General features: G+C 53.3%; 18 protein-coding genes. 9 read left to right on the forward strand and 9 right to left on the reverse strand.

Features of this window, described 5'->3' with window-relative positions; genetic code table 11:
* Nucleotides 1–54 precede the first annotated feature (54 nt).
* The gene (locus tag ACOZIO_RS00890; RefSeq protein WP_421594823.1) at nt 55–1,401 is read right to left on the reverse strand and encodes an extracellular solute-binding protein; all 1,347 of its coding nucleotides are present in this window, start codon (nt 1,399–1,401) and stop codon (nt 55–57) included.
* 555 nt (nt 1,402–1,956) lie between these two features.
* Between ACOZIO_RS00890 and ACOZIO_RS00895 the strand changes: the two genes are divergently transcribed.
* Entirely contained in the window at nt 1,957–2,559 is a 603-nt protein-coding gene (locus ACOZIO_RS00895) for a GNAT family N-acetyltransferase (protein WP_129951140.1), read from the forward strand.
* Nucleotides 2,560–2,569: 10 nt separating this feature from the next.
* Nucleotides 2,570–3,655 carry an ABC transporter ATP-binding protein gene (locus tag ACOZIO_RS00900; protein WP_421594824.1) on the forward strand — a complete coding sequence of 362 codons (1,086 nt, stop codon included), beginning with the start codon at nt 2,570–2,572 and terminating at the stop codon, nt 3,653–3,655.
* A gap of 48 nt (nt 3,656–3,703) precedes the next feature.
* Here the strand turns inward: ACOZIO_RS00900 and ACOZIO_RS00905 are convergent, their stop codons facing one another.
* Entirely contained in the window at nt 3,704–4,831 is a 1,128-nt protein-coding gene (locus ACOZIO_RS00905; protein WP_129990795.1) for an ROK family transcriptional regulator, read from the reverse strand.
* Entirely contained in the window at nt 4,828–5,754 is a 927-nt protein-coding gene (locus ACOZIO_RS00910; RefSeq protein ID WP_129951143.1) for a BadF/BadG/BcrA/BcrD ATPase family protein, read from the reverse strand. Before ACOZIO_RS00910 ends, ACOZIO_RS00905 begins: the two co-directional genes overlap by 4 nt.
* Before the next feature lie 318 nt (nt 5,755–6,072).
* Here ACOZIO_RS00910 and ACOZIO_RS00915 point away from each other — a divergent pair, with 318 nt between their 5' ends.
* Complete coding sequence (locus tag ACOZIO_RS00915) at nt 6,073–7,233, forward strand: Gfo/Idh/MocA family protein (RefSeq protein ID WP_129951144.1); 1,161 nt, start codon at nt 6,073–6,075, stop codon at nt 7,231–7,233.
* Between the two features lie 78 nt (nt 7,234–7,311).
* On the opposite strand, the gene pncA is transcribed toward ACOZIO_RS00915, so the two are convergent.
* From pncA to sppA, 3 genes are all read right to left on the reverse strand, one after another.
* A complete protein-coding gene (gene pncA, locus ACOZIO_RS00920; protein WP_129951145.1) occupies nt 7,312–7,941 on the reverse strand; it encodes a bifunctional nicotinamidase/pyrazinamidase in 630 nt (209 codons plus the stop codon).
* A gap of 14 nt (nt 7,942–7,955) precedes the next feature.
* Entirely contained in the window at nt 7,956–8,969 is a 1,014-nt protein-coding gene (gene ansA / locus ACOZIO_RS00925) for an asparaginase (protein ID WP_217138576.1), read from the reverse strand.
* 147 nt (nt 8,970–9,116) lie between these two features.
* Nucleotides 9,117–10,970, reverse strand: a complete 1,854-nt coding sequence (gene sppA, locus ACOZIO_RS00930; RefSeq protein WP_421594825.1) for a signal peptide peptidase SppA — start codon at nt 10,968–10,970, stop codon at nt 9,117–9,119.
* Between the two features lie 179 nt (nt 10,971–11,149).
* On the opposite strand from sppA, the gene ACOZIO_RS00935 reads away from it, so the two are divergent.
* From ACOZIO_RS00935 to ACOZIO_RS00945, 3 genes are all read left to right on the forward strand, one after another.
* Nucleotides 11,150–11,701 carry an NAD(P)H nitroreductase gene (locus tag ACOZIO_RS00935; protein WP_129951148.1) on the forward strand — a complete coding sequence of 184 codons (552 nt, stop codon included), beginning with the start codon at nt 11,150–11,152 and terminating at the stop codon, nt 11,699–11,701.
* Nucleotides 11,702–11,924: 223 nt separating this feature from the next.
* Nucleotides 11,925–13,874: a DNA topoisomerase III gene (locus tag ACOZIO_RS00940; protein ID WP_165383681.1), complete on the forward strand. Its 1,950-nt coding sequence runs from the start codon at nt 11,925–11,927 to the stop codon at nt 13,872–13,874.
* The gene (locus ACOZIO_RS00945) at nt 13,867–14,181 is read left to right on the forward strand and encodes a DUF1496 domain-containing protein (RefSeq protein WP_129951150.1); all 315 of its coding nucleotides are present in this window, start codon (nt 13,867–13,869) and stop codon (nt 14,179–14,181) included. The genes ACOZIO_RS00940 and ACOZIO_RS00945 overlap by 8 nt, the downstream gene beginning before the upstream one ends.
* Before the next feature lie 75 nt (nt 14,182–14,256).
* Here ACOZIO_RS00945 and ACOZIO_RS00950 read toward each other — a convergent pair whose 3' ends face one another.
* Together ACOZIO_RS00950 and xthA are read right to left on the reverse strand one after the other, a co-directional pair.
* Nucleotides 14,257–14,652: a pyrimidine (deoxy)nucleoside triphosphate diphosphatase gene (locus ACOZIO_RS00950; RefSeq protein ID WP_421594826.1), complete on the reverse strand. Its 396-nt coding sequence runs from the start codon at nt 14,650–14,652 to the stop codon at nt 14,257–14,259.
* A 4-nt stretch (nt 14,653–14,656) separates the two neighbouring features.
* Nucleotides 14,657–15,466, reverse strand: a complete 810-nt coding sequence (xthA, locus tag ACOZIO_RS00955; protein ID WP_129951152.1) for an exodeoxyribonuclease III — start codon at nt 15,464–15,466, stop codon at nt 14,657–14,659.
* A gap of 255 nt (nt 15,467–15,721) precedes the next feature.
* On the opposite strand from xthA, the gene tyrR reads away from it, so the two are divergent.
* Entirely contained in the window at nt 15,722–17,296 is a 1,575-nt protein-coding gene (gene tyrR / locus ACOZIO_RS00960) for a transcriptional regulator TyrR (protein WP_129951153.1), read from the forward strand.
* 84 nt (nt 17,297–17,380) lie between these two features.
* Here the strand turns inward: tyrR and tpx are convergent, their stop codons facing one another.
* Nucleotides 17,381–17,884: a thiol peroxidase gene (gene tpx / locus ACOZIO_RS00965; protein ID WP_129951154.1), complete on the reverse strand. Its 504-nt coding sequence runs from the start codon at nt 17,882–17,884 to the stop codon at nt 17,381–17,383.
* A gap of 136 nt (nt 17,885–18,020) precedes the next feature.
* Here tpx and ycjG point away from each other — a divergent pair, with 136 nt between their 5' ends.
* Both ycjG and ACOZIO_RS00975 read left to right on the forward strand, forming a co-directional pair.
* Nucleotides 18,021–18,998 carry an L-Ala-D/L-Glu epimerase gene (ycjG, locus tag ACOZIO_RS00970; RefSeq protein WP_129990790.1) on the forward strand — a complete coding sequence of 326 codons (978 nt, stop codon included), beginning with the start codon at nt 18,021–18,023 and terminating at the stop codon, nt 18,996–18,998.
* Between the two features lie 145 nt (nt 18,999–19,143).
* The gene (locus ACOZIO_RS00975) at nt 19,144–20,778 is read left to right on the forward strand and encodes an ABC transporter substrate-binding protein (RefSeq protein ID WP_129990789.1); all 1,635 of its coding nucleotides are present in this window, start codon (nt 19,144–19,146) and stop codon (nt 20,776–20,778) included.
* Nucleotides 20,779–20,801 lie beyond the last annotated feature (23 nt).

Consider the following 20,801-nt stretch of genomic DNA (forward strand, 5'->3'; position numbering starts at 1 on the left):
TGAGGTGACAACAGGCCGTTAGCCTGTTGTCACATTTTGGGCTGTCTTTTCGCCTTAATGCTTTAGGGTTTTAAGGTATTGCTGGTAATTTTCGTCAAGCTTTTCAGTCAATTGCTGAGGTGTTATGCGTCCGGCCAGCAGTTGTTGCACGTTGGCATTCAATACGTCACCCATGGTCGGCGTTGCCCAGTCGACATAATGGCCCAGTCCGTCATTAGCATTGACGGTAGTCCAGACTTGGTACACGTCGGCCAGCAGCGGATTGTCAGCGGGAAGTTTGGCATTTTTATCTGCCGAGGCGGGCAGGAAACCGGCTTTAAGCCAGGCTTCGGCAACCTTGTCAGAAACAATGTAATTAATGTATTTCGCCGCAGTGTCCTGCTGCGCTTTGGTTTTGGCGGTGACTGTAATAGAGAACGGTAAATCAGTTCCGCCCACCATCAGCGGTGCTTTTACGCCTGGCACGGCAGGCATTGCCGAGAAATGAATGTCTTTATTCGGTTTAAACTGCCCCATGTACCAGGTGCCACTGATGAAAAAGGCGGCCTGGCCATTCTGAAACAGTGAAGCGGCATCATCGCGACCCATCCCCTGATAACCCGGGAAGAAATAGCCTTGGGCATTCCAGTCCTTCATGATTTGAGCGGCTTTTACCAGCTTGCTGTCTTTAAACGAACCTCCCACGTCATAAATCAGATCGTCCAGCGTTTTGCGATCGCTGCTTTCAATTTGCTCTTCCCAGAGGGTTGAAAGCAACTGTGCACCCACAGAACCATCGAGCAGACCGAGCATGATGGGCACGGTGCCTTGTTGTTTTAACCTGGCCAGCGCGGCTTCAAACTCCGGCATAGTTTTAGGTACCGGTATTCCGGCTTTATCCAGCACGGCTTTGTTGTAGTACAAACCCACCATTTCGCCGAGGCTGGCTACGCCATAAAGATGACCGCTGCCAAAGTCTTGTGTATCAGACCAACGGTTGCGTTTGAGGATCGAACTCGGAAAACGCGTTTCCCAGCCGTACTGCTTGGCGTAGGCGTCCATGGGAAAAAGCAACTTCTCTTTGACCAGAGCCCCCATGTCACCGCCGCCCTGGTTAACCTGTGCCACCTGCGGGCCTTCGCCGGAGGAAAGCGCCAGCTTCAGCGGAATGCGCGTGTCGTCAAAGGAGTGAACACTGCGGGTGATTTTCTCACCCGGATTCTGGGCCTCGAAATCTTTGATGGCCTGATCAATGACCTCAGTTTGCGAAGGGTAGTTATAGATATCCCAGGCAGCGATTGTCCCGGCCTGTGCCGGCAGGATACTCAGTCCGAGGGAGAGAGCCAGCAGTGAAAGCAGGGCGCGTGGCGCACGATTGCCGACGGTGTGATGAAGATGTGGTGCATGCAAGGCTTTAGACATGGTGGTGCGTTCCTCTCAATCCAACACAAACAGGCATCCCTTTCTTTGGCGGCAAAGGCACATCCGGCACTTTGCATGATGTTTTGACTCAAAATTCACCCGACTATCAATACTTACTTTAATCATAAAATAAAGTCAAACAGCTTTTCGTATGACTTGTGACCGATTTAAAACCAGATTAATCACTGCTGTTAGGGCTAAATCATGCGGTTAAACACTGTACAATATGCTCACTGCAGTGTAATTATTTTAAATGTCAGTGAGAAATTCATATGAATATACTGAACAGTGATTTCCCGGCTAACTTATTGTCAGTCATAGGATAAATTTATGGTTATGTGCACGGAGTTGCGTAATCTTTACAGCGCGTTAGCCGGGTAATAAAGGATAGGATGTTAACGGGGAATGAGCCGGTAATCAGTTTTTCTTTTGGGTGAACCTGTGATCGTCGTCATAGGTTGACTGATTGCCCGGAATGGCAATTATTATATATTGCAAACTAAGTAGGCATTCTTTAGTTTAAAGACAGGTTTTATACAACCCTGGGGACTTTTTATGCCAACGCCGTCTGTTATTATTCGCCAGGCCACAACCGGTGACCTCGACGTCCTGTCCGCAATTTGTTTGAAAACGTCCGACGCCGGCCAGGATGGCACGGCGCTGTACAGCGATGCCACCTATCCTGGGCTGCGCTTCTCTGTACCCTATGCCGTATTAGAACCTGATTTAGCCTTTGTGCTGTGTCAGAACGATCAGGTTGTTGGCTATGTGGTCGGCACCCGGGATACGGTGGCGTTTAACCGGCGTCTCGAAACGCAGTGGTGGCCAGCCCTGCGTGAAAAGTTTGCCGGTCGTCAGCCTGTCGCGCCGCTTGATGACAAAGTGCTGGATGCCATTCGCCAACCTTCTCCTGCTTCCGATGAACTGACCGGCACTTATCCCGCACATCTGCATATTAATATCTTGCCCGCCGCACAGAAGGGCGGACATGGCCGGATGATGATTGAAACTGAACTCAATGCATTACGTGCAGCGGGCGTCAGCGGCGTACATCTTGGTGTCAGCCTGCAAAACGAGCAAGTTTGCGGGTTCTATTCCAGGCTGGGATTCAAATTTCTGATGCGCAGCAATGCCATTTATATGGGCTTAATCTTATAAAAGAGGACTTATGGCTAACCTACAGCTCAAGGCGATCAAGAAGTCCTATGAAAACGTCAATGTGATCCACGGCATCGATCTGGAGATTAACGACGGTGAATTTGTGGTGTTTGTCGGCCCGTCGGGCTGCGGCAAGTCAACGCTGCTGCGCATGATTGCCGGACTGGAAGAGATTACACAGGGAAGCCTCTGGGTAGACGGCGTAGATATGACTCAGCAACCCGCAACCGAACGCGGGATTGCCATGGTGTTTCAGTCTTACGCTCTGTACCCCAATATGACCGTGCGCGGTAATCTAAGCTATCCGCTGGAAGTGGCGAAACGCCCGAAAGCGGAGATCAAACGGCTGGTCGGGTTGACAGCACAGAAGTTGCATTTAAACGAACTGCTTGACCGCATGCCGCGCGCGCTCTCCGGTGGTCAGCGCCAGCGTGTCGCCATCGGGCGGGCGATTATCCGCGAGCCACGAATTTTCCTTTTTGATGAGCCGCTGTCGAACCTGGACGCCGAATTGCGTCTGCAAATGCGCATTGAAATTGCCAAACTCCATGAATCCCTGGGCAACACCATGATTTATGTGACTCACGATCAGCTTGAAGCGATGACGCTGGCGGACCGCATTGTTGTGCTGCGACAGGGCGTGATTGAACAGGTGGGTTCACCGCTCGGGCTTTACCATGATCCTGACAACATGTTTGTCGCCGGTTTTATCGGTTCTCCGCGGATTAACTTTATGTCGGCTGAGGTGGTGGCGGCCACCGGGGGGCACGTTCAACTACGTATTGCGGCGCTGGGTGTAGAAAGCCTGATTGTACCGCTCCTGCATCCACCGGGTGAGGGCGGAAAGGTCTGGCTGGGGGTCCGTCCTGAACATTTCGTTTCTCCGGACAATGCGGATTGCCAGTTCAGTGCCACATTAACCTTTGCTGAACGGCTGGGCCACACTAACTACCTTTATCTGGATTATGCGGACGAGAAAACGTTGGTTGTTGAACAACGTCAGCTGGAGTTGTGTGCCAACGGCGACACCGTCAGGTTTGGCATCAATGCAAAAGAGTGCCTGCTGTTTGCGCAAAGCGGTGAGAGAATTCGCTAAGTTTTTCCTGTCGGTTGCCTCCTCCCGACGGGAGGAGGCTCCGCTCAGTTACTCTTCGTCTGCCGATGCCGCTAAAATATCAATCAGCTTATTCACCGCAAAGCCCGCTGCGCCCAGCGCCCACATCCTGTTTGAATCAGTGAGAAACATCAGCGGCGTCAGTTGCGGCGTGAGTTTCAGGCGGTTTGCCTGAAAATTCATGGTGATGTTTTCCAGCAAGATCCGCGAGGCCATAGAAGGTTCCATCGCCAGATAAACAACATCCGGATCGAGTGCTATCGAGAGGTTGGCAAGTGAGATGCCGATGTACTGCCCGGCACTGGCCAAAATTTCAAGTGCGGCGGGAGAGGGATGTTGATCAATTTCAAGCAGATTGGTCATTTCAGGGCTATTAGTTTGTGCCGCCAGCGCCTTGAGAATAGCGCCTGAAGATGCCACTTCCTCCAGATTGGCTGATGTCCCGTCACCAATCAGGCCGTTTCCAATTTCTCCCGCCGTCCCGTGCCTGCCGCGATAGAGCTGGCGTTCGATAATGATCCCCGCGCCAATCCCCTTGCCGTAGGTGGCAATAATCGCCGACTGCGCATTGCCCAACTGACCGAACACCAGCGTGGCCAGTGCCATGGCGTTGGCATCGTTTTCGATATAAACCGGTATGTTGAAGCGCTCGGCCAGAATGTTGGCAATGGGCACATTTGTCCAGTCCAGGACTTTGGAGCGAACGCACGAGCCGCTGTCAGGGTCGACAATCCCCGATAACGCCAGCCCGATTGCTCCGACTTTGTTGGCATCTACGCTTTTAAGGAATTTCGCCAGCGCATCGCTGAGCTGTTTAGGCGTCATGGCGCCGCTCGGAATTTGCTGTTCGCCAATCAGCCTGCCGTTAAGATCGGTCATCACAATCAGATTGCGTTCAGCGTTAAGCTGAATACCCACTACGGCTGCCTGATCCGGATCAAGACCCAGTAAAATTTTGGGGCGTCCCATCGATTCCCGGCGCAAACCAAGTTCGTGGATGATGCCTTTTGCCAGCAGCCGGTTAGTGGCCTGAGAAACCGTCGACATACTTAATCCGCTGCGGACTTTCAAATCAGACTGGCTGATGGGGGCGTTTTCGACAATCAGACGCAGGAGGCGGGCCGAAACGTTAGGAGCAATTTTGTTAGCAGCGGTCATAATTTTAGGCGGTCATCTTTTGTGTAAGGGGGGCGTTGCGTTGAATTTAGCACAAGCGTTTGATGATGTGCTGCCAACAACAACGCGCCCTGCAGGGCATCACCCTGCGGTGCAACCAGTTGTTGCTGTAATTTGGGTGAAAGATAGGGAGTCACAGGTTGTGCAATGCCGCCCATCAGGCAAACTTTAGCCTGACTGGTGTTCACCAGAAAGGAAAGATGTTGCCCGATATCTGCGGCAAGGCGATGAACCAGCGACAGAGCGTTGCTGTCCTGACGCGCGGCATGTTCGAAAACCCACGGTGCAAATGTTCCCCATTGCGCGGGCGTTGCCGTAAGCGTCCACTGGAGCATATTTTCAGGGCTGTTGTCGAAATACGCCATGACGATATCTGTGAGCGGCGAGGGCGCGGAAAGACCCTCGTGGCAACGCAGGGCGAGCCGAAGTGCGCTGCGGCCCAGCTGCGCGCCGGAGCCGCCATCGGAAAGGGCAAATCCCCATCCACCGACGGAATGAAAATGCTGACCGTCGTAGGCTGTTCCCTGACTTCCGGTGCCGACAATCAGCACCGCGCCTGGCTGGCCCGCGTGTGCGCCGAGGCAGGCAATCTCCACATCGGAGGCGATGTCCCGTTGCAGAAAGGGCATCGGCCAGTCCAGCGCCTGCTGACGAATGCGGGTAACATTTGCACCGGCAAAACCAAAGGCGGCAGCGGTTTTTTGATGCGAACCTGCGGGGAGTTCAGCAATACTGAAGCAGTTTTCAACGGCGGCCAGCGCGGCGTCGATTGCGCCCTTAAAGTCGCTGAATATGTTGGCTGAGCCTGTGCTGCTATGTGCCAACACATTGCCCTGATGGTCGGTAAGTCGTGCCCGACATTGTGTTCCACCGGCATCAATTCCAACGAAGTATTCTGGTTGCAAAATTCCCCTCCTGCCTGACGCCGCAGCACAAGCCTTATAAGCTATTGAAACGGATGACCTGTGATGAGCCAAAAGATAGGGTAAAAAAACATAAATCGCAACAGTAAAAAACATCGAAAATAATTATAAAATTAATATCAATACATTCAATGATATAAATCAATAATGCTCTTTATGCGCTGTCAGGTTTGTTGACATTACTTTTATCACCGTAATAAGTTGGTGTTTAATCATTATACAATTGTATGCCGGGCGACCTTCCTCCGGCGCAGACCTTAGCATTGAGCTCACCTTATTAAGGCAGCCAGGGGATAAAACATGAAAGTAGGCATTGTCGGTCTCGGTTTTCGCATGTCCAATGTGGTTAATGAGTTTCATAAGGTAGACCCGGAATTTAGTATCGCCGGGTACGTTGACCCCGCGCCTGCCGGTCTGCCTAATCTTCATACCTTTGGTATCAAGCCGGGAGATGCGTATTCGTCGCTCGATGATCTGCTTAAAAATGCCGATTTCGACCTGTTAATGGTGGGCTCACCAAATTATCTGCATCTGGAGCATGTCAGGGCTGGCCTTGAGGCGGGTAAGCGAGTGTTTACTGAAAAGCCGGTGGTGATTAACGAAGAGCAAACCCTGGCGATGGCCGCGCTGATCAGGCAATACGGCTCAGACAATATTATTGTGGGTCTGGTGCTGCGCTATTCGCCGTTGTTTATTGATTTGATGCACGCCAGGCAGCAAGGGTTGTTGGGGGAGATTGCTTCGATTGAGGCCACCGAGCACATCCGCCCGTTCCATGGCGCTTTTTTCCAACGGGACTGGCGTCGCTATGAGAAATATGCCGGCCCGTACATTCTGGAAAAATGCTGCCACGATATCGATCTCTATCAGGGCCTGATGGGGGAAAGACCGGTGAGAGTGGCGAGTTTTGGCGGGCGAAAGTCGTTCACACCAGATCAGGAACCCCGGGGTGATTTTAACGCCAGTGCCGGGCTTTACCATAGTAAACCCAGCGGCTGGTCAGGTACCGATGCGGTATTTACCAGCGATGCCGACATTATCGATTACCAGACTGCGTTGATTGAATATAGCGGCGGTGCAACGCTGGCGTTTCACGCCAATCTGAACGTTCCTGATGAATTCCGTCGTTTCTGCGTGATTGGCTCACAGGGCATGGCAGAGGGGGACTTTGTACGTAATTTCTTCCGGGTTCATGATGCGCGTTCGGGGGATAAAGTAATTTCTACCGAATACGAAGGTAATGCCTATGACGGTCATTACGGTGCGGATGCACTGATGGCCGAACATGTAGTGAAACATCTTAAGACAGGCAGCCCGCTTAATGTCTCTGTGGTGGATGCACTTGAGGCCGGGTTAACGGCAATAAAAATCGACGAAGCGCGAAAAAAACGTTCAGTCATCGATTTAACAGAAAGCTGGCAGCGTTTCGATCAAGAGTTAGGCCGCGTATCATCATCTTGACCCCCGACACCAGGGAAACCTTTGCGGCAAACCGCCCTCCTTTTCGGGGCGGTTTTTTTCATAAGCCGGAAGACAGCGTCAGCCGGTAATATCCGCAGACGTACTGATTTTCGCACCCGCCTTACGCAGGGTCACAACCGCTTCAGTACTGTCTTCTGGCTGTAAGTTGACACCACGGCAGCCGTCGGTCAGCAGGGTCACCTGATATCCCAGTTCCAGCGCATCCAGCACGGTGAATTTCACACAGTAGTCCGTCGCCAGCCCCATCACATATAAATGCGTGATCTGCGCCGCTTTCAGCCAGTCATTGAGCACCGTTGCAGCACGATGTCCGTTGTCGAAGAATGCACTGTAACTGTCGATGTCAGGATTGGTGCCTTTCTGCACCACAAAATCCACCAACGGCAGGTTCAGTGCCGGATGAAATTCTGCGCCCGGTTCATGCTGAACGCAGTGAACCGGCCACCAGACCTGCGGCAGGCCGTTAAGCTCGCCCTGCGTCCAGGGCTCCGCGCGGGAATTGGTAGCAAAGCTGCGATGACCGGCAGGATGCCAGTCCTGCGACGCCACCACGGCAATATCTTGTTCTTTACACCACGTCATCATTTTATTGGCGACCGCAACCGTGGCGTCGCCGTCAGTCACGGCCAGTGCGCCACCGCGACAAAAATCGTTTTGCAGATCGACCAGCAACAAAGCAGATTTCATCTCGCTCCCCTTATTTATTCAGTCAGTTCACCGCGCAGATTTTGCTGCATCAGTTCGCGGATGATCTGCGGAGAATGCGACTGACTCAGCAGATAATGCAGTTTAGTCAGCGCCGCTTCTACGGTCATATCAAAGCCGCTGATCACGCCTGAATGGGCAAGGGCATTGCCGGTGGCATAGCCGCCCATGTTGACGCGTCCTGAGATGCATTGGGTCAGATTGACTACCACGATGCCACGCTCAGATGCGTCTTTCAGCACTTTCAGCAGATCACCTTTTTGCGGGGCGTTACCGACGCCGTAAGAACGCAGGATCAGCGCTTTCACCGGTTGCATCAGGAAATTTTGTACCACTTCGGCTGAAATGCCCGGATAAATTGTCACCACGCCAATGGGCTGCGGTGTAATGTGGTGAACTTTCAGTTTCGCCGCAGGCACTTGTGGCAGTGAGGGTGTGGAAAGGCGGCGGATGTGGATCCCGGCTTCCAGCAGTGGCGAAAGGTTCGGTGACGCAAAGGCATCGAAACCATCGGCATGCGCCTTGGTGCTGCGGTTACCCCGGTACAGGCGGTTATTGAAGAACAGGGTGACTTCGTTGACCGGATGATTCGCCGCGATATACAGCGAGTTCAGCAGGTTGATTTGCCCGTCAGAACGCAATGCTTCCAGTGGGATTTGTGACCCTGTCACAATAACCGGCTTGCTCAGGTTTTCCAGCATGAACGACAGGGCGGAAGCGGTAAACGCCATGGTGTCGGTGCCGTGCAGGATAACGAAACCGTCATAGTCGTCATAATGCGCCTGGATATCGTCGGCAATGTGTTGCCAGTCTTCCGGCGTCATGTCGGAGGAATCCATCAGGGGCGCATATTCCTGAATAGTGAATTCAGGCATTTCCGGGCGGTGGAACTCCGGCATCAGCGCCAGCTGGCGTTGTAAATGGCCGGAAACCGGAATGTAACCCTGTTCAGAACGCTGCATACCGATTGTGCCGCCGGTATAGGCAACGTAAATAGATTTTTTAGTCATCGAGAGGTTCTTTTTTTAGAAAGGTGAAAGCAACTGCCCTAAGTATAAAGACTTCGCGGCTGGCGTCCCACCATAAAAAAGCCCGGAGTTCTCAGCAAGAAGCTCCGGGCTGTATATTAGGGTGATTCTTTATCCCAACACTGAACCTTACTTCACATCCCCACAGGTCAGGCAAAGTGCGTAACGGTTTTGCGGGTCATTCATATTGCTGAACAGATCAGCCTGCGATTTCAACTCCGTCGCCATTTTGCTGACAGGCGCAGGCAAATAAGCCTGGATCGCAGCCGGTAACATGGCATGGACCGATGTGCTGACCTGCGAGAACACCAGGTCGCTCAGGCTTGGTTCACTGACATACCAGTTCAGTTGCCAGTTTGGTAGCTTCGCCAGTTCAGCGGCTTTCTTCACGGCATCATCGAAATCACCCAGCTCATCCACCAGACCATTGGCTTTGGCATCAGAACCGATCCACACATGACCCTGGGAAATCTGATCGATTTGCTCAGGTGTTCTGTGGCGGGAATCGGCCACCAGACCCAGGAAGGTTTTGTAACCATTCTCAATGTTCAGCTGCATCATCTGCGAGAATTCTGGTGGCAGCGCTTTGGTGGAAGCGATATCCGCCAGCGGCGACGTTGCCACGCCATCGGTATGCACGCCCGCATAATCGAGCGTGTTCTGATAGGTGTTGATCACGCCAAAGATACCGATGGAGCCGGTGAGGGTGCTCGGGCTGGCGATAATATAGTTGGCCGGGGTTGAAATCCAGTAACCGCCGGATGCCGCCATCCCGCCCATTGATACCACAACCGGCTTGCCTGCGGCTTTTGCGGCAGCCAGTTCAGAACGGATCACTTCAGAAGCACTGACGCTGCCGCCCGGGCTGTTAACGCGCAGGATAATCGCTTTCACTTTCGGATCCAGACGGGCATCACGAATTTGCTGTGCTGTGGTGTCACCACCGACGGCACCCGGTTGTTCCTCACCGTCGTTGATCGCACCGGTCGCAAAGATCACTGCGATTTGCGGATCGTTATTGTCCGGTTTTGGTTTCGGCGAGTAATCGTAAATGCTGGTGTAATTAAAGTCTTTGGTGTTTTTATTCCAGCCAAAGGCTTTTACCATTTCATTGTCGGCTTCGGTGCGTGACGCCAGTGCATCAACGAGTTTGGCTTTCAGCGCATATTGCGCCATGTCACCGCCGGTTGCCTGCATCCCCGCCAGCACGCCCGCTGCCCCCGGGAACAATTGTTCAGGGGTTATCTGGCGGTTAGCTGAGACGGTATTGAGATAGTTGGTCCAGAGTCCGCCGATCCAGCGGCTATCGGCCTCACGGGCGGCAGGGGACATATCATCACGGATCAATGGCTCAACGGCAGATTTATAGGTTCCGACGCGGAAGATATGGGTGGTGACTTTCAGCTTATCCAGCAGCGATTTGTAATACAGATTATTGGTTGCAAAACCGTGAAGATCGACCGCGCCCTGTGGCGACAGGTAAATTTTGTTGGCATAGCTGGCCAGATAATATTGCGACTGGTTATAACTGTCGCCGATGGCGTAAACCGGTTTGCCTGCATCGCGGAATTCACGCAGTGCTTTACCGATATACTGCATCGATGACTGATCCGTACCGGTGAAATCGGTCAGCTGTAACACAATCCCGGTAACGTTTTTGTCATCTTTTGCCGCGCGAATCGTATCGACGAGATCAAACAGTGAGTTTTCCTGCAGACGGCTGCTCGAGGTGCCGAGCAATTCGCGACCCCACTGGCGAATTTTATTATTCACAGAAGGTTTATCGACCACCGTTCCGCTCAGGTCAACCAGCAGCGCGCCTTTAGTCGCCTCAACCGGTTTGTCCTGTACGGCATACCAGATGCCAACACCGGCCAGAATGATGAGGATCAGAAATACGTTGAGAATAAATTCTCTGACGAAATTAAGAAGACGCCAGGTCCACTTAAAAAAACCGGCGATAATTCGCCACAATGTGCGCATGGTCTCTCCAACAAGACAGATAAGTCCCGCTATCCTAATGACCCGCCAGAAAAATGTCAGCTTTAAATCATGTCAGAATTTGGCAGTGATGCATTATCTGAAAGCCATCTGACTGTTGGAAAAAGGCGTTACGCTTATGTTAACGTAATCCGAATAGCAATTATTCTCAGGAGAACACCATGGACGCTTTGGATTTATTACTTAACCGCCGTTCTGCTTCCCGTCTGGCTGCTCCGGCACCGGCGGGCGAAGCACTGCAAAATATCATCCATGCCGGTATGCGGGCTCCGGATCACGGTGCGCTCCAGCCCTGGCGGTTTGTGATTGCTGAAAACGACGGTCTGACCCGCTTCAGCGAAGTGCTGCGCGCGGCAGCCATCAAAGACGGCGCCGATGAAAAAGCCATCGAAAAAGCCACGCAGGCCCCCTTGCGTGCACCACAAATTATTACCGTGATTGCTGCCTGCAAAGAAAGCCCGAAAGTGCCACAGTGGGAACAGCTGCTTTCCGCCGGATGCGCCGTGCACGCCATGCAGATGGCCGCGCTGGCGCAGGGTTTTAATGGCATCTGGCGTACCGGCGCGTGGACCGATCATCCGGACGTGCGCAAGGCATTCAAATGCGGTGAAAACGACAAAATTGTCGGTTTCCTGTATCTCGGCACGCCGCAGCTGAAAGCCAGTCTGCAGGTGATCCCGGCCGACAGCTCACCCTTCGTCACGCATTTATAAAACCAGAATGCTCACTGATTAACCGGTTTTGATCGGCCTTTTCCGATTAAACCGGTTTTTTGCTGCCTAAATGAGCGACCACTCTCGCGGATCCTTTTAACCATCTTACTAATTACGCCGCCAGCGGCTAACATAGCCATTCTGCATGATGAGGACGTAGTGAAATGAAGGGTGGGAGAATGGAAATTTTTGTCGCGATTACACCGCAAACAGGTGCCTGTTGATGCGTCTGTTCATTGCCGAAAAGCCCAGCCTTGCCCGCGCGATTGCGGATGTCCTGCCGAAACCTCATCGCCGCGGTGATGGTTATATTGCCTGTGGTAACGATCAGGTAGTGACCTGGTGCGTCGGGCACTTACTTGAACAGGCGCAACCCGACGCCTACGACAGCCGTTTTGCGCGCTGGTCACTGGCGGATCTGCCCATTATTCCTGAAAAATGGCAGCTTCAGCCGCGCGCTTCAGTCGCCAAACAACTCAACGTGATTAAGCGTTTATTGCTCGAAGCCTCGCAGGTCGTCCACGCCGGCGACCCGGATCGCGAAGGGCAATTACTGGTGGATGAAGTGCTGGATTATCTCGAACTGACGCCGGAAAAACGCCAGGCTACCCAGCGCTGCCTGATTAACGATCTCAACCCGCAGGCCGTTGAGCGCGCTATTGAACGTCTGCGTGATAACCGCGATTTTATTCCGCTGTGTGTCTCCGCGCTGGCCCGCGCCCGCGCCGACTGGCTTTACGGCATCAACATGACCCGCGCCTATACCATTCTGGGGCGCAACGCCGGTTACAACGGTGTGCTTTCCGTCGGACGCGTGCAGACGCCGGTTCTCGGGCTGGTGGTACGCCGCGACGAAGATATCGAAAACTTCGTGCCGAAAGATTTCTTTGAAGTGAAAGCCCACATTGTTACGCCTGCCGAAGAGCGTTTTGTGGCGCTGTGGCAGCCGAGTGATTCCTGCGAACCCTATCAGGATGAAGAGGGCCGTTTGCTGCACCGTCCGCTGGCCGATCACGTTGTGGCCCGCATTGCCGGACAACCGGCAATGGTCACCGGCTATAATGACAAGCGTGAGAATGACATTGCGCCGTTGCCGTTTTCGCTCTCCACATTGCAGATTGAAGGCTCAAAAGCCTTTGGCCTGAGCGCCCAGCAGATCCTCGATATCTGCCAGAAATTGTACGAAACGCACAAATTGATTACGTATCCGCGTTCGGATTGCCGATATCTGCCAGAAGAGCACTTTGCCGGGCGTCACGCCGTGCTGAACGCTATCGGTATTCACCGTCCTGATCTGATGCCACAACCGGTGATAGATACTGATTTGCGTAACCGCTGCTGGGACGACAAAAAGGTCGATGCGCACCATGCGATCATCCCGACAGCGCGCAGCAGTCACGTCAACCTGACCGATGACGAACGTAAGATTTACGGTCTGGTGGCACGTCAGTATCTGATGCAATTCTGCCCGGATGCGGTGTATCGCAAATGTGTGATCGACCTGGATATCGCGGGCGGTAAATTTATCGCCAAAGCGCGTTTCCTGGCTGAGGCAGGCTGGCGCACATTGCTGGGCAGTAAAGAACGCGACGAGGAAAACGAAGGTACTCCGCTGCCGGTGGTCGCAAAAGGTGATGAACTGTTGTGCGAGCACGGAGAAGTGGTTGAGCGTCAGACCCAGCCGCCGCGGCCTTTTACCGATGCGACATTACTTTCCGCCATGACCGGGATTGCGCGTTTTGTGCAGGATAAGGAACTGAAAAAAATTCTGCGTGCGACTGACGGACTGGGGACCGAAGCGACGCGTGCCGGGATTATCGAACTGCTGTTTCGCCGCGAATTTTTGTATAAGAAAGGGCGCTATATTCATTCCAGCGATACGGGGCGTGCCTTGATCCACTCGCTGCCGGACATCGCTGCCCGCCCGGATATGACCGCTGACTGGGAATCCACGCTGACGCGTATCAGTGAAAAAAGCTGCCGTTATCAGGATTTCATGCAACCGCTGGTCGCCACGTTGCAGAATCTCATCATGCAGGCCAAAACGAACCGGGTGTCTTCAGCATTCCGCAGTCTGCCTTCCAAACCAGCAGGCGCTGCAGCGAAAGGCAAAAGCGCCCCTAAACGACGCAAAGCGAGCACCAAAGGGAAGGACGCAAACAGTGATGAATAATATTTTTATCCGTAAAGCGCTGATGACATGGCTGATCAGTTCCGCATTGCTGGCTGCACCCGCAATGGCTAACCGCAGCAATATTGGCAACGGCGCGGATGTCGTGGTGCCCTTGCCGCCGCAAATCTGGGAGAACAGCGGCAACAACAATAACAGTGCGCCGACCTGTCACAATTGTTGCATCTACAATAACCAGAGTTACAGCGAAGGTGCGGTGGTTACGGCTGACAGCGTGGTGTTGCAATGCTCACGTGACCCGAACGTGGTGGGCACCAACGAGCTGAAATGGGAAGTGTTGAAGAAATAACACCGTCTCAATCTTCAGATAAAGAAAAGGCGCGTGACGGGCAACAGTCCGCGCCTTTTTGTTTGCAATAGCCGGTTACGTGGCAAATTTCATCAGATAAGCTTCGATCAGCGGAATATCTGCCGGTGCCAGTTCAAACGATAACACTTCGGCGGGCGTTACCCAGCAGATTTCAGAGTGACACTGTAACATTATTGTCCCGGTGAATCCGCTGACCCGCCAGCCGTGCAGACGGATCAGCCGTGCCGCGTGTTGTACCTCGCTGGTGGCGACAAAACCGGTCACCGTCGCGTTAATGCGCATTTCTTCCCACAACTCACGCACTAATGCGGCGGGCTGACTTTCCCCGGCTTCCACTTTTCCGCCGGGGAATTCCCACAAACCGGCCTGATCGCCGGACGCATCCCGTCGGGCGATCAGCAATTTGCCTTCGCACTCAATCAGGGCGGCGACCACCTCAATCGTCTTCATGGCATTATTTCAGATCGAACGTTGCCCAGATAGGCGCATGGTCAGACGGCTTTTCCATCCCGCGGATAGCGTAATCAATCCCGGTGGCGGTGCAACGCGCGGCCAGCGGCGTGCTCGCCATGATCAGATCGATACGCAGACCGCGGTTTTCATCGAAGCCACGCGAGCGGTAATCAAACCACGAAAATTGATCGGCAGTGTCCGGGTTCGCCGCGCGGAAGGTGTCTACCAGCCCCCAGCCTTTCAGGCGATCCATCCACTCACGCTCTTCTGGCAGGAAGGAACATTTACCGGTGCGCAGCCAGCGTTTACGGCTATCTTCGCCGATACCGATGTCCAGATCAGTCGGGCTGATATTCACATCGCCCATCACCACGACCGGATTATTCACCGACAAGCGGGTGGTCAGATAATCCTGCAAATCACGGTAAAATTTCTCTTTGGCCGGGAATTTGGTCGGATGGTCACGGCTCTCGCCTTGCGGGAAATAACCGTTGATCACCGTCAGAATACCTTGCGGCGTTTCGATATCGGTCATGATGATACGGCGCTGAGATTCTTCATCATCACCGGGGAAACCCCGGCGTACAGCGACGGGTTCTTGCTTCGTCAGCATGGCGACGCCGTAATGGCCTTTTTGTCCATGATAAAAGACGTGGTAACCATGCTGGCTGACTTCTTCCAGCGGGAACATATCGTCATGCACCTTGGTTTCTTGTAAACCAATAACGTCAGGCTGGTGCTGTTCGATTATTGCCGCAAGCTGATGTGGGCGGGCGCGCAATCCGTTGATATTAAAGGAGACGAACTTCATAGTCGGGAACCATTGGGCGATGAAATCAGAAGGGCGATAGTAGCAGAAAAAGGGCGAAGGGAGAAACCGGCATATGGCGGGTGCGGACAGCACAAATCACTGCCACAGCAAAATACAGACCGGATCATCAGGGTGGGCCGTGGTCATTAAGTGAATTATTTTGTCAACTTTTCGTGACAGTCTCTTCTTCCGCTGTACATGAAAGAGTATTATGCCTGCAGCGATTTCCGCACCGGCAGAAAAAGGTCAACACTGATGCGTCTGGAAGTTTTTTGCGAAGACCGCCTGGGTCTCACCCGTGAACTCCTCGATTTACTGGTTTTACGCAGTATCGATTTACGCGGTATCGAGATTGCCTCGATTGGCCGCATTTACCTGAATTTTTCCCAACTGGATTTTGATACTTTTCGCGCCCTGATGGCTGAAATCCGCCGCATCGATGGCGTAACGGATGTGCGGACCGTGCCGTTCATGCCTTCCGAGCGCGAACACCGCGCGCTGCGCGCTTTGCTGGTTTCCATGCCGGAACCGGTTTTTTCCATTGATATGAAAGGCAAGGTCGAACAGGCTAACCCGGCCGCGATGGCATTGTTTGAACTCGATGAAGACAAAATCCGCACCGTGACGGCAGCAAACCTGATCACCGGTTACAACGTCACGCGCTGGCTGGAAAGCGACAATGCCCAGCCACATACTGAACGTATTGTGATCCGCAGTCAGGATTTTCTGATGGACCTCACGCCAATCCACGTGGATGACGAAGACAAAAAAGGCGGGATTGCCGGCGCTGTTGTCATGCTCAAATCGGCCGCCCGCATGGGGCGCCAGTTGCAGGATCTGACCGTTAACGACGACAGCGAGTTTGACCACATCGTCGCGGTCAGTACCAAAATGCGTCACGTTTTAGATCAGGCGCGCAAACTTGCCATGCTGGATGCGCCGCTGCTGATTGTCGGTGACACCGGCACCGGCAAAGATTTACTGGCTCACGCCTGCCATCTGCGCAGCGCACGGGGTAAGAAACCGTTCCTCGGCCTTAACTGTGCCTCTTTGCCGGATGACGTAGTAGAAAGCGAGCTGTTTGGTTACGCTGCCGGCGCCTATCCGAATGCGCTGGAAGGCAAGAAAGGCTTCTTCGAACAGGCTAACGGCGGTTCCGTACTTCTCGATGAAATCGGTGAGATGTCACCCCGGATGCAGATCAAACTGCTGCGTTTTCTCAATGACGGTACCTTCCGCCGCGTGGGTGAAGAGCATGAAGTGAAGGTGGACGTCCGTGTGATGTGCGCCACCCAAAAAAATCTGGTGGAACTGGTGCAGCGTGGCGAATTCCGTGAGGATCTGTATTACCGTCTTAACGTGCTGAGCCTGACACTGCCACCACTGCGCGATCGCCCGGCGGATGTGATGCCACTGACCGAGCTGTTCGTGGCGCGTTTCTCTGATGAACAGGGCATGCCGCGTCCAAGGCTGTCCTCACAGTTGGCGAATTACCTGACGCATTACGGCTGGCCGGGCAACGTCCGTCAGTTGAAGAACGCCATTTATCGCGCACTGACGCAACTGGAAGGCGGCGAACTGCGCCCGCAGGACATCGTTCTGCCAGATTTTGATGCGGAAGTGACCCTCGGTGAGGAAGCGCTGAACGGCTCGCTCGACGATATCAGTAAACGTTTCGAACGTTCCGTGCTGACCCGTCTTTACCGCACTTATCCGAGTACGCGTAAACTGGCGAAACGTCTGGGGGTGTCGCATACGGCCATTGCCAATAAACTGCGCGAATACGGCCTCAGCAGCCGTCGGGGAGAAACGGGCGACAGCGAAGAGTAATTTGCTTCTCAGGGATCGCATACATAAAAAAAGCAACGGATTACGCCGTTGCTTTTTTTTCATCTGTTGCCTGTGAAGCGGTGATTACTTCAGCACAGCCAGCGCAGATTCATAGTCAGGCTCGGTGGTGATTTCATTCACCAGTTCGCTGTACAGCACGTTGTCCTGACCATCCAGAACCACCACGGCACGCGCGGTCAGACCCGCCAATGCGCCGTCGGTGATACCCACGCCGTATTCGGATTTGAAATCACCGCCACGCAGGGTGGACAATGTGACCACGTTAGACAGACCTTCCGCGCCGCAGAAACGGGACTGGGCGAAGGGCAGATCAGCCGAAATGCACAGTACCACGGTGTTGTCGATTTCGCCCGCCAGCTGATTGAATTTGCGCACAGACGTGGCGCAAACGCCGGTATCAATACTTGGGAAAATGTTCAGGACTTTACGCTTGCCTGCAAAGCTGCTCAGGCTGACATCAGAAAGATCTTTAGCGACCAGGCTGAAAGGCTTGGCGACATCGCCTTTTTGTGGGATTTTGCCTGCAACGCTAACCGGGTTGCTCTGAAAGTGTACTGTCTGGGTCATGATTATTTCCTATGTCCATTGGAGTCAAACGGCTTTCAGTTTAGGGTAACAATGCTATGTTGGATATAGATTATTTGTTAATAACTTGTATATGTTGATTGTAACCCGCAGGGCGCATTTCACCACTGGAGACGTTATGAGAAATGTTCGTTTTTATCCGGAAGCCTGGCCGTTACATACACCGTTCGTCATTTCGCGTGGCAGCCGTACTGAAGCGCGGGTAGTCGTGGTTGAAATTGAAGAAAACGGCATTCGTGGCGTCGGGGAATGTACGCCGTATCCGCGTTATGATGAAAGTGAAACATCGGTGATGGCGCAAATTGGCAGCGTGGCAACGGCGATTGAACAGGGCGCTACCCGTGAACAATTGCAACATATGCTTCCGGCGGGTGCTGCACGTAATGCGCTGGACTGTGCGCTGTGGAACCTTGAATCCCGGACGAGTGGCCTGAATTTATGGCAACTGACCGGCACAGAACCACTGGCATCCGTCAGCATGGCGCAGACCGTGAGCATGGGTACGCCGGAAGCCATGGCCGAAGCGGCGCTGGCCTTGCAACAGAAGGGGGCGACGCTGCTGAAAATCAAACTTGATGACCGGCTGATCGCAGAGCGTCTGGTGGCTGTGCGGGCCGCCGTGCCGAATGCCTCGCTGATTGTCGATGCCAATGAAGCCTGGCAGAGCGACGGGCTGGCGGCGCGCTGTCAGTTGCTGGCTGACCTTGGCATCCTGATGCTCGAACAACCGCTGCCCGCCGGTGAAGATTCGGCGCTGGAAAATTTTATCCACCCGCTGCCGGTTTGCGCCGACGAAAGTTGTCATACGGTGGAAGGCTTACCCGCGCTGAAAAACCGTTATGACATGGTGAATATTAAACTGGATAAAACCGGCGGTCTGACCGGCGCACTGCTGCTGGCAGCCGCCGCGCGTGAACAGGGTTTTGAGATCATGCCCGGCTGCATGTTGTGCACATCACGGGCGGTTCGCGCCGCTTTACCGCTGACGGCAGGGGCGAAGTTTATCGATCTTGATGGACCGACCTGGCTGGCACAGGATGTCGAACCGGCGCTGAAATTCCACTGCGGCGGCATTGATGTTGCCGGTTCGGACTGATTTCATCCGGCTTTTTATTCATCAAACCCGGCGGTTTTGTGCGTGAAGGCAAATCTGTAACGATTTCTTATAGGGGATTCTTACCGATAATGATAAAACTCGTGAATGTTTCAGGGCGTAGCCCTTTGTCAGTTCAGGAGAATTTATGCCGCAGGGAAATTCATTTCCGCTTTTATCCTATTCCGCATGCGCCGCACTGGTCGCACTGACTGCCGGTCAGGCTACGGCAGCACAGGTTCCCGCCGGTACCCAGCTTGCTGCGAAACAGGAAATTGTCCGTCATATTAAAGACGAACCCGCCTCACTGGATCCGGCTAAAGTTGTCGGTTTGCCTGAAGCGCAGGTGGCGCGTGACTTATTCGAAGGGCTGGTAAATCAGGATGCCACCGGGAAAAGTATTCCGGGCGTAGCGGAAAGCTGGCAAAACCAGAACAATCAGGTATTCCTGTTTACCTTGCGCAAAGACGCCAAATGGTCGAATGGCGATCCGGTGACTGCACAAGATTTCGTTTACAGCTGGCAGCGTCTGGTGGATCCGAAAGGGTCATCATCCGGCGCGTGGTTTGCCGGTCTGGCTGGTATTGCTAACGCTGATGCGATCATCGCCGGGAAAATGCCGGTGGATAAACTGGGCGTGACCGCTGTCAGCCCGACGCTTTTGCGCGTTACTCTGGATAAGCCGGTGCCTTATTTTGTCAGTCTGCTGGCGAACTTCAGCCTGTTCCCGGTACATAAAGCCACTGTTGAAAAATACGGTGATGACTGGACTAAACCGGGCAATCTGGTGGGTAACGGCGCGTATGTGCTGAAAGACCGCGTGGTCAATGAAAAGCTGGTGCTGGAGCCGAATCCGTATTACTGGGATCATGCCCATACGGTGCTGACCAAAGTCACTTTTGTGCCGATCAATAAAGAGTCCAACGCGACGAAACGTTATCTGGCTAATGATATCGATATCACCGAATCCTTCCCAAAAGACCAGTATAAAAAGTTGCTGCATGATCTGCCGGGACAGGTTTACACGCCGTATCAGCTGGGAACGTACTATTACGCTTTCAATACCCGTCGTGCGCCGACCGATGATGCCCGCGTGCGTCAGGCACTCTCACTGAGTATCGATCGTAAAATTATTGCTGAAAAAGTGCTGGGCACCGGTGAAAAACCGGCGTGGCGCTTTACACCGGATGTGACGAACGGCTTCAAACCGGCTGAAAGTGAGTTACAACAATATTCGCAGGAAGAACTGAACGCACAGGCGAAAAGCCTGCTGGCGGCGGCAGGTTACGGCCCGGCTAAACCGCTGCATCTGACGCTGTTGTATAACACGTCGGAAAGTCATCAGAAGATTGCCATCGCAGTGGCCTCAATGTGGAAAAAAACGCTGGGTGCCGATGTGAAACTGGTGAATCAGGAATGGAAAACCTACATCGACAGCCGCAATACCGGCAATTTCGATGTGATCCGTGCCTCCTGGGTGGGCGATTACAACGAAGCCTCCACCTTCCTGTCGCTGCTGACGTCCACGCACAATGGCAACATCAGCAAATTCAGCAACGCGGAATATGACAAAGTCATCAGTGACGCCAGCCGTGAAACGAATGACGCACGCCGCAACAATGACTACAACAAAGCCGAGCAAATTATCGCCGGACAGGCACCGATTGCGCCGATTTATCAGTACACCAACGGGCGTCTGATTAAGCCCTGGGTGAAAGGTTATCCGATTGATAATCCTGAAGACGTGGCTTACAGTCAGGAAATGTATATTCTGAAACACTGATCTGACTGACATAAAAAAGCGCC

Origin of the sequence: Rahnella sp. PD4 (genome assembly GCF_049199325.1) — a bacterium.
Lineage (GTDB): Bacteria > Pseudomonadota > Gammaproteobacteria > Enterobacterales > Enterobacteriaceae > Rahnella > Rahnella perminowiae.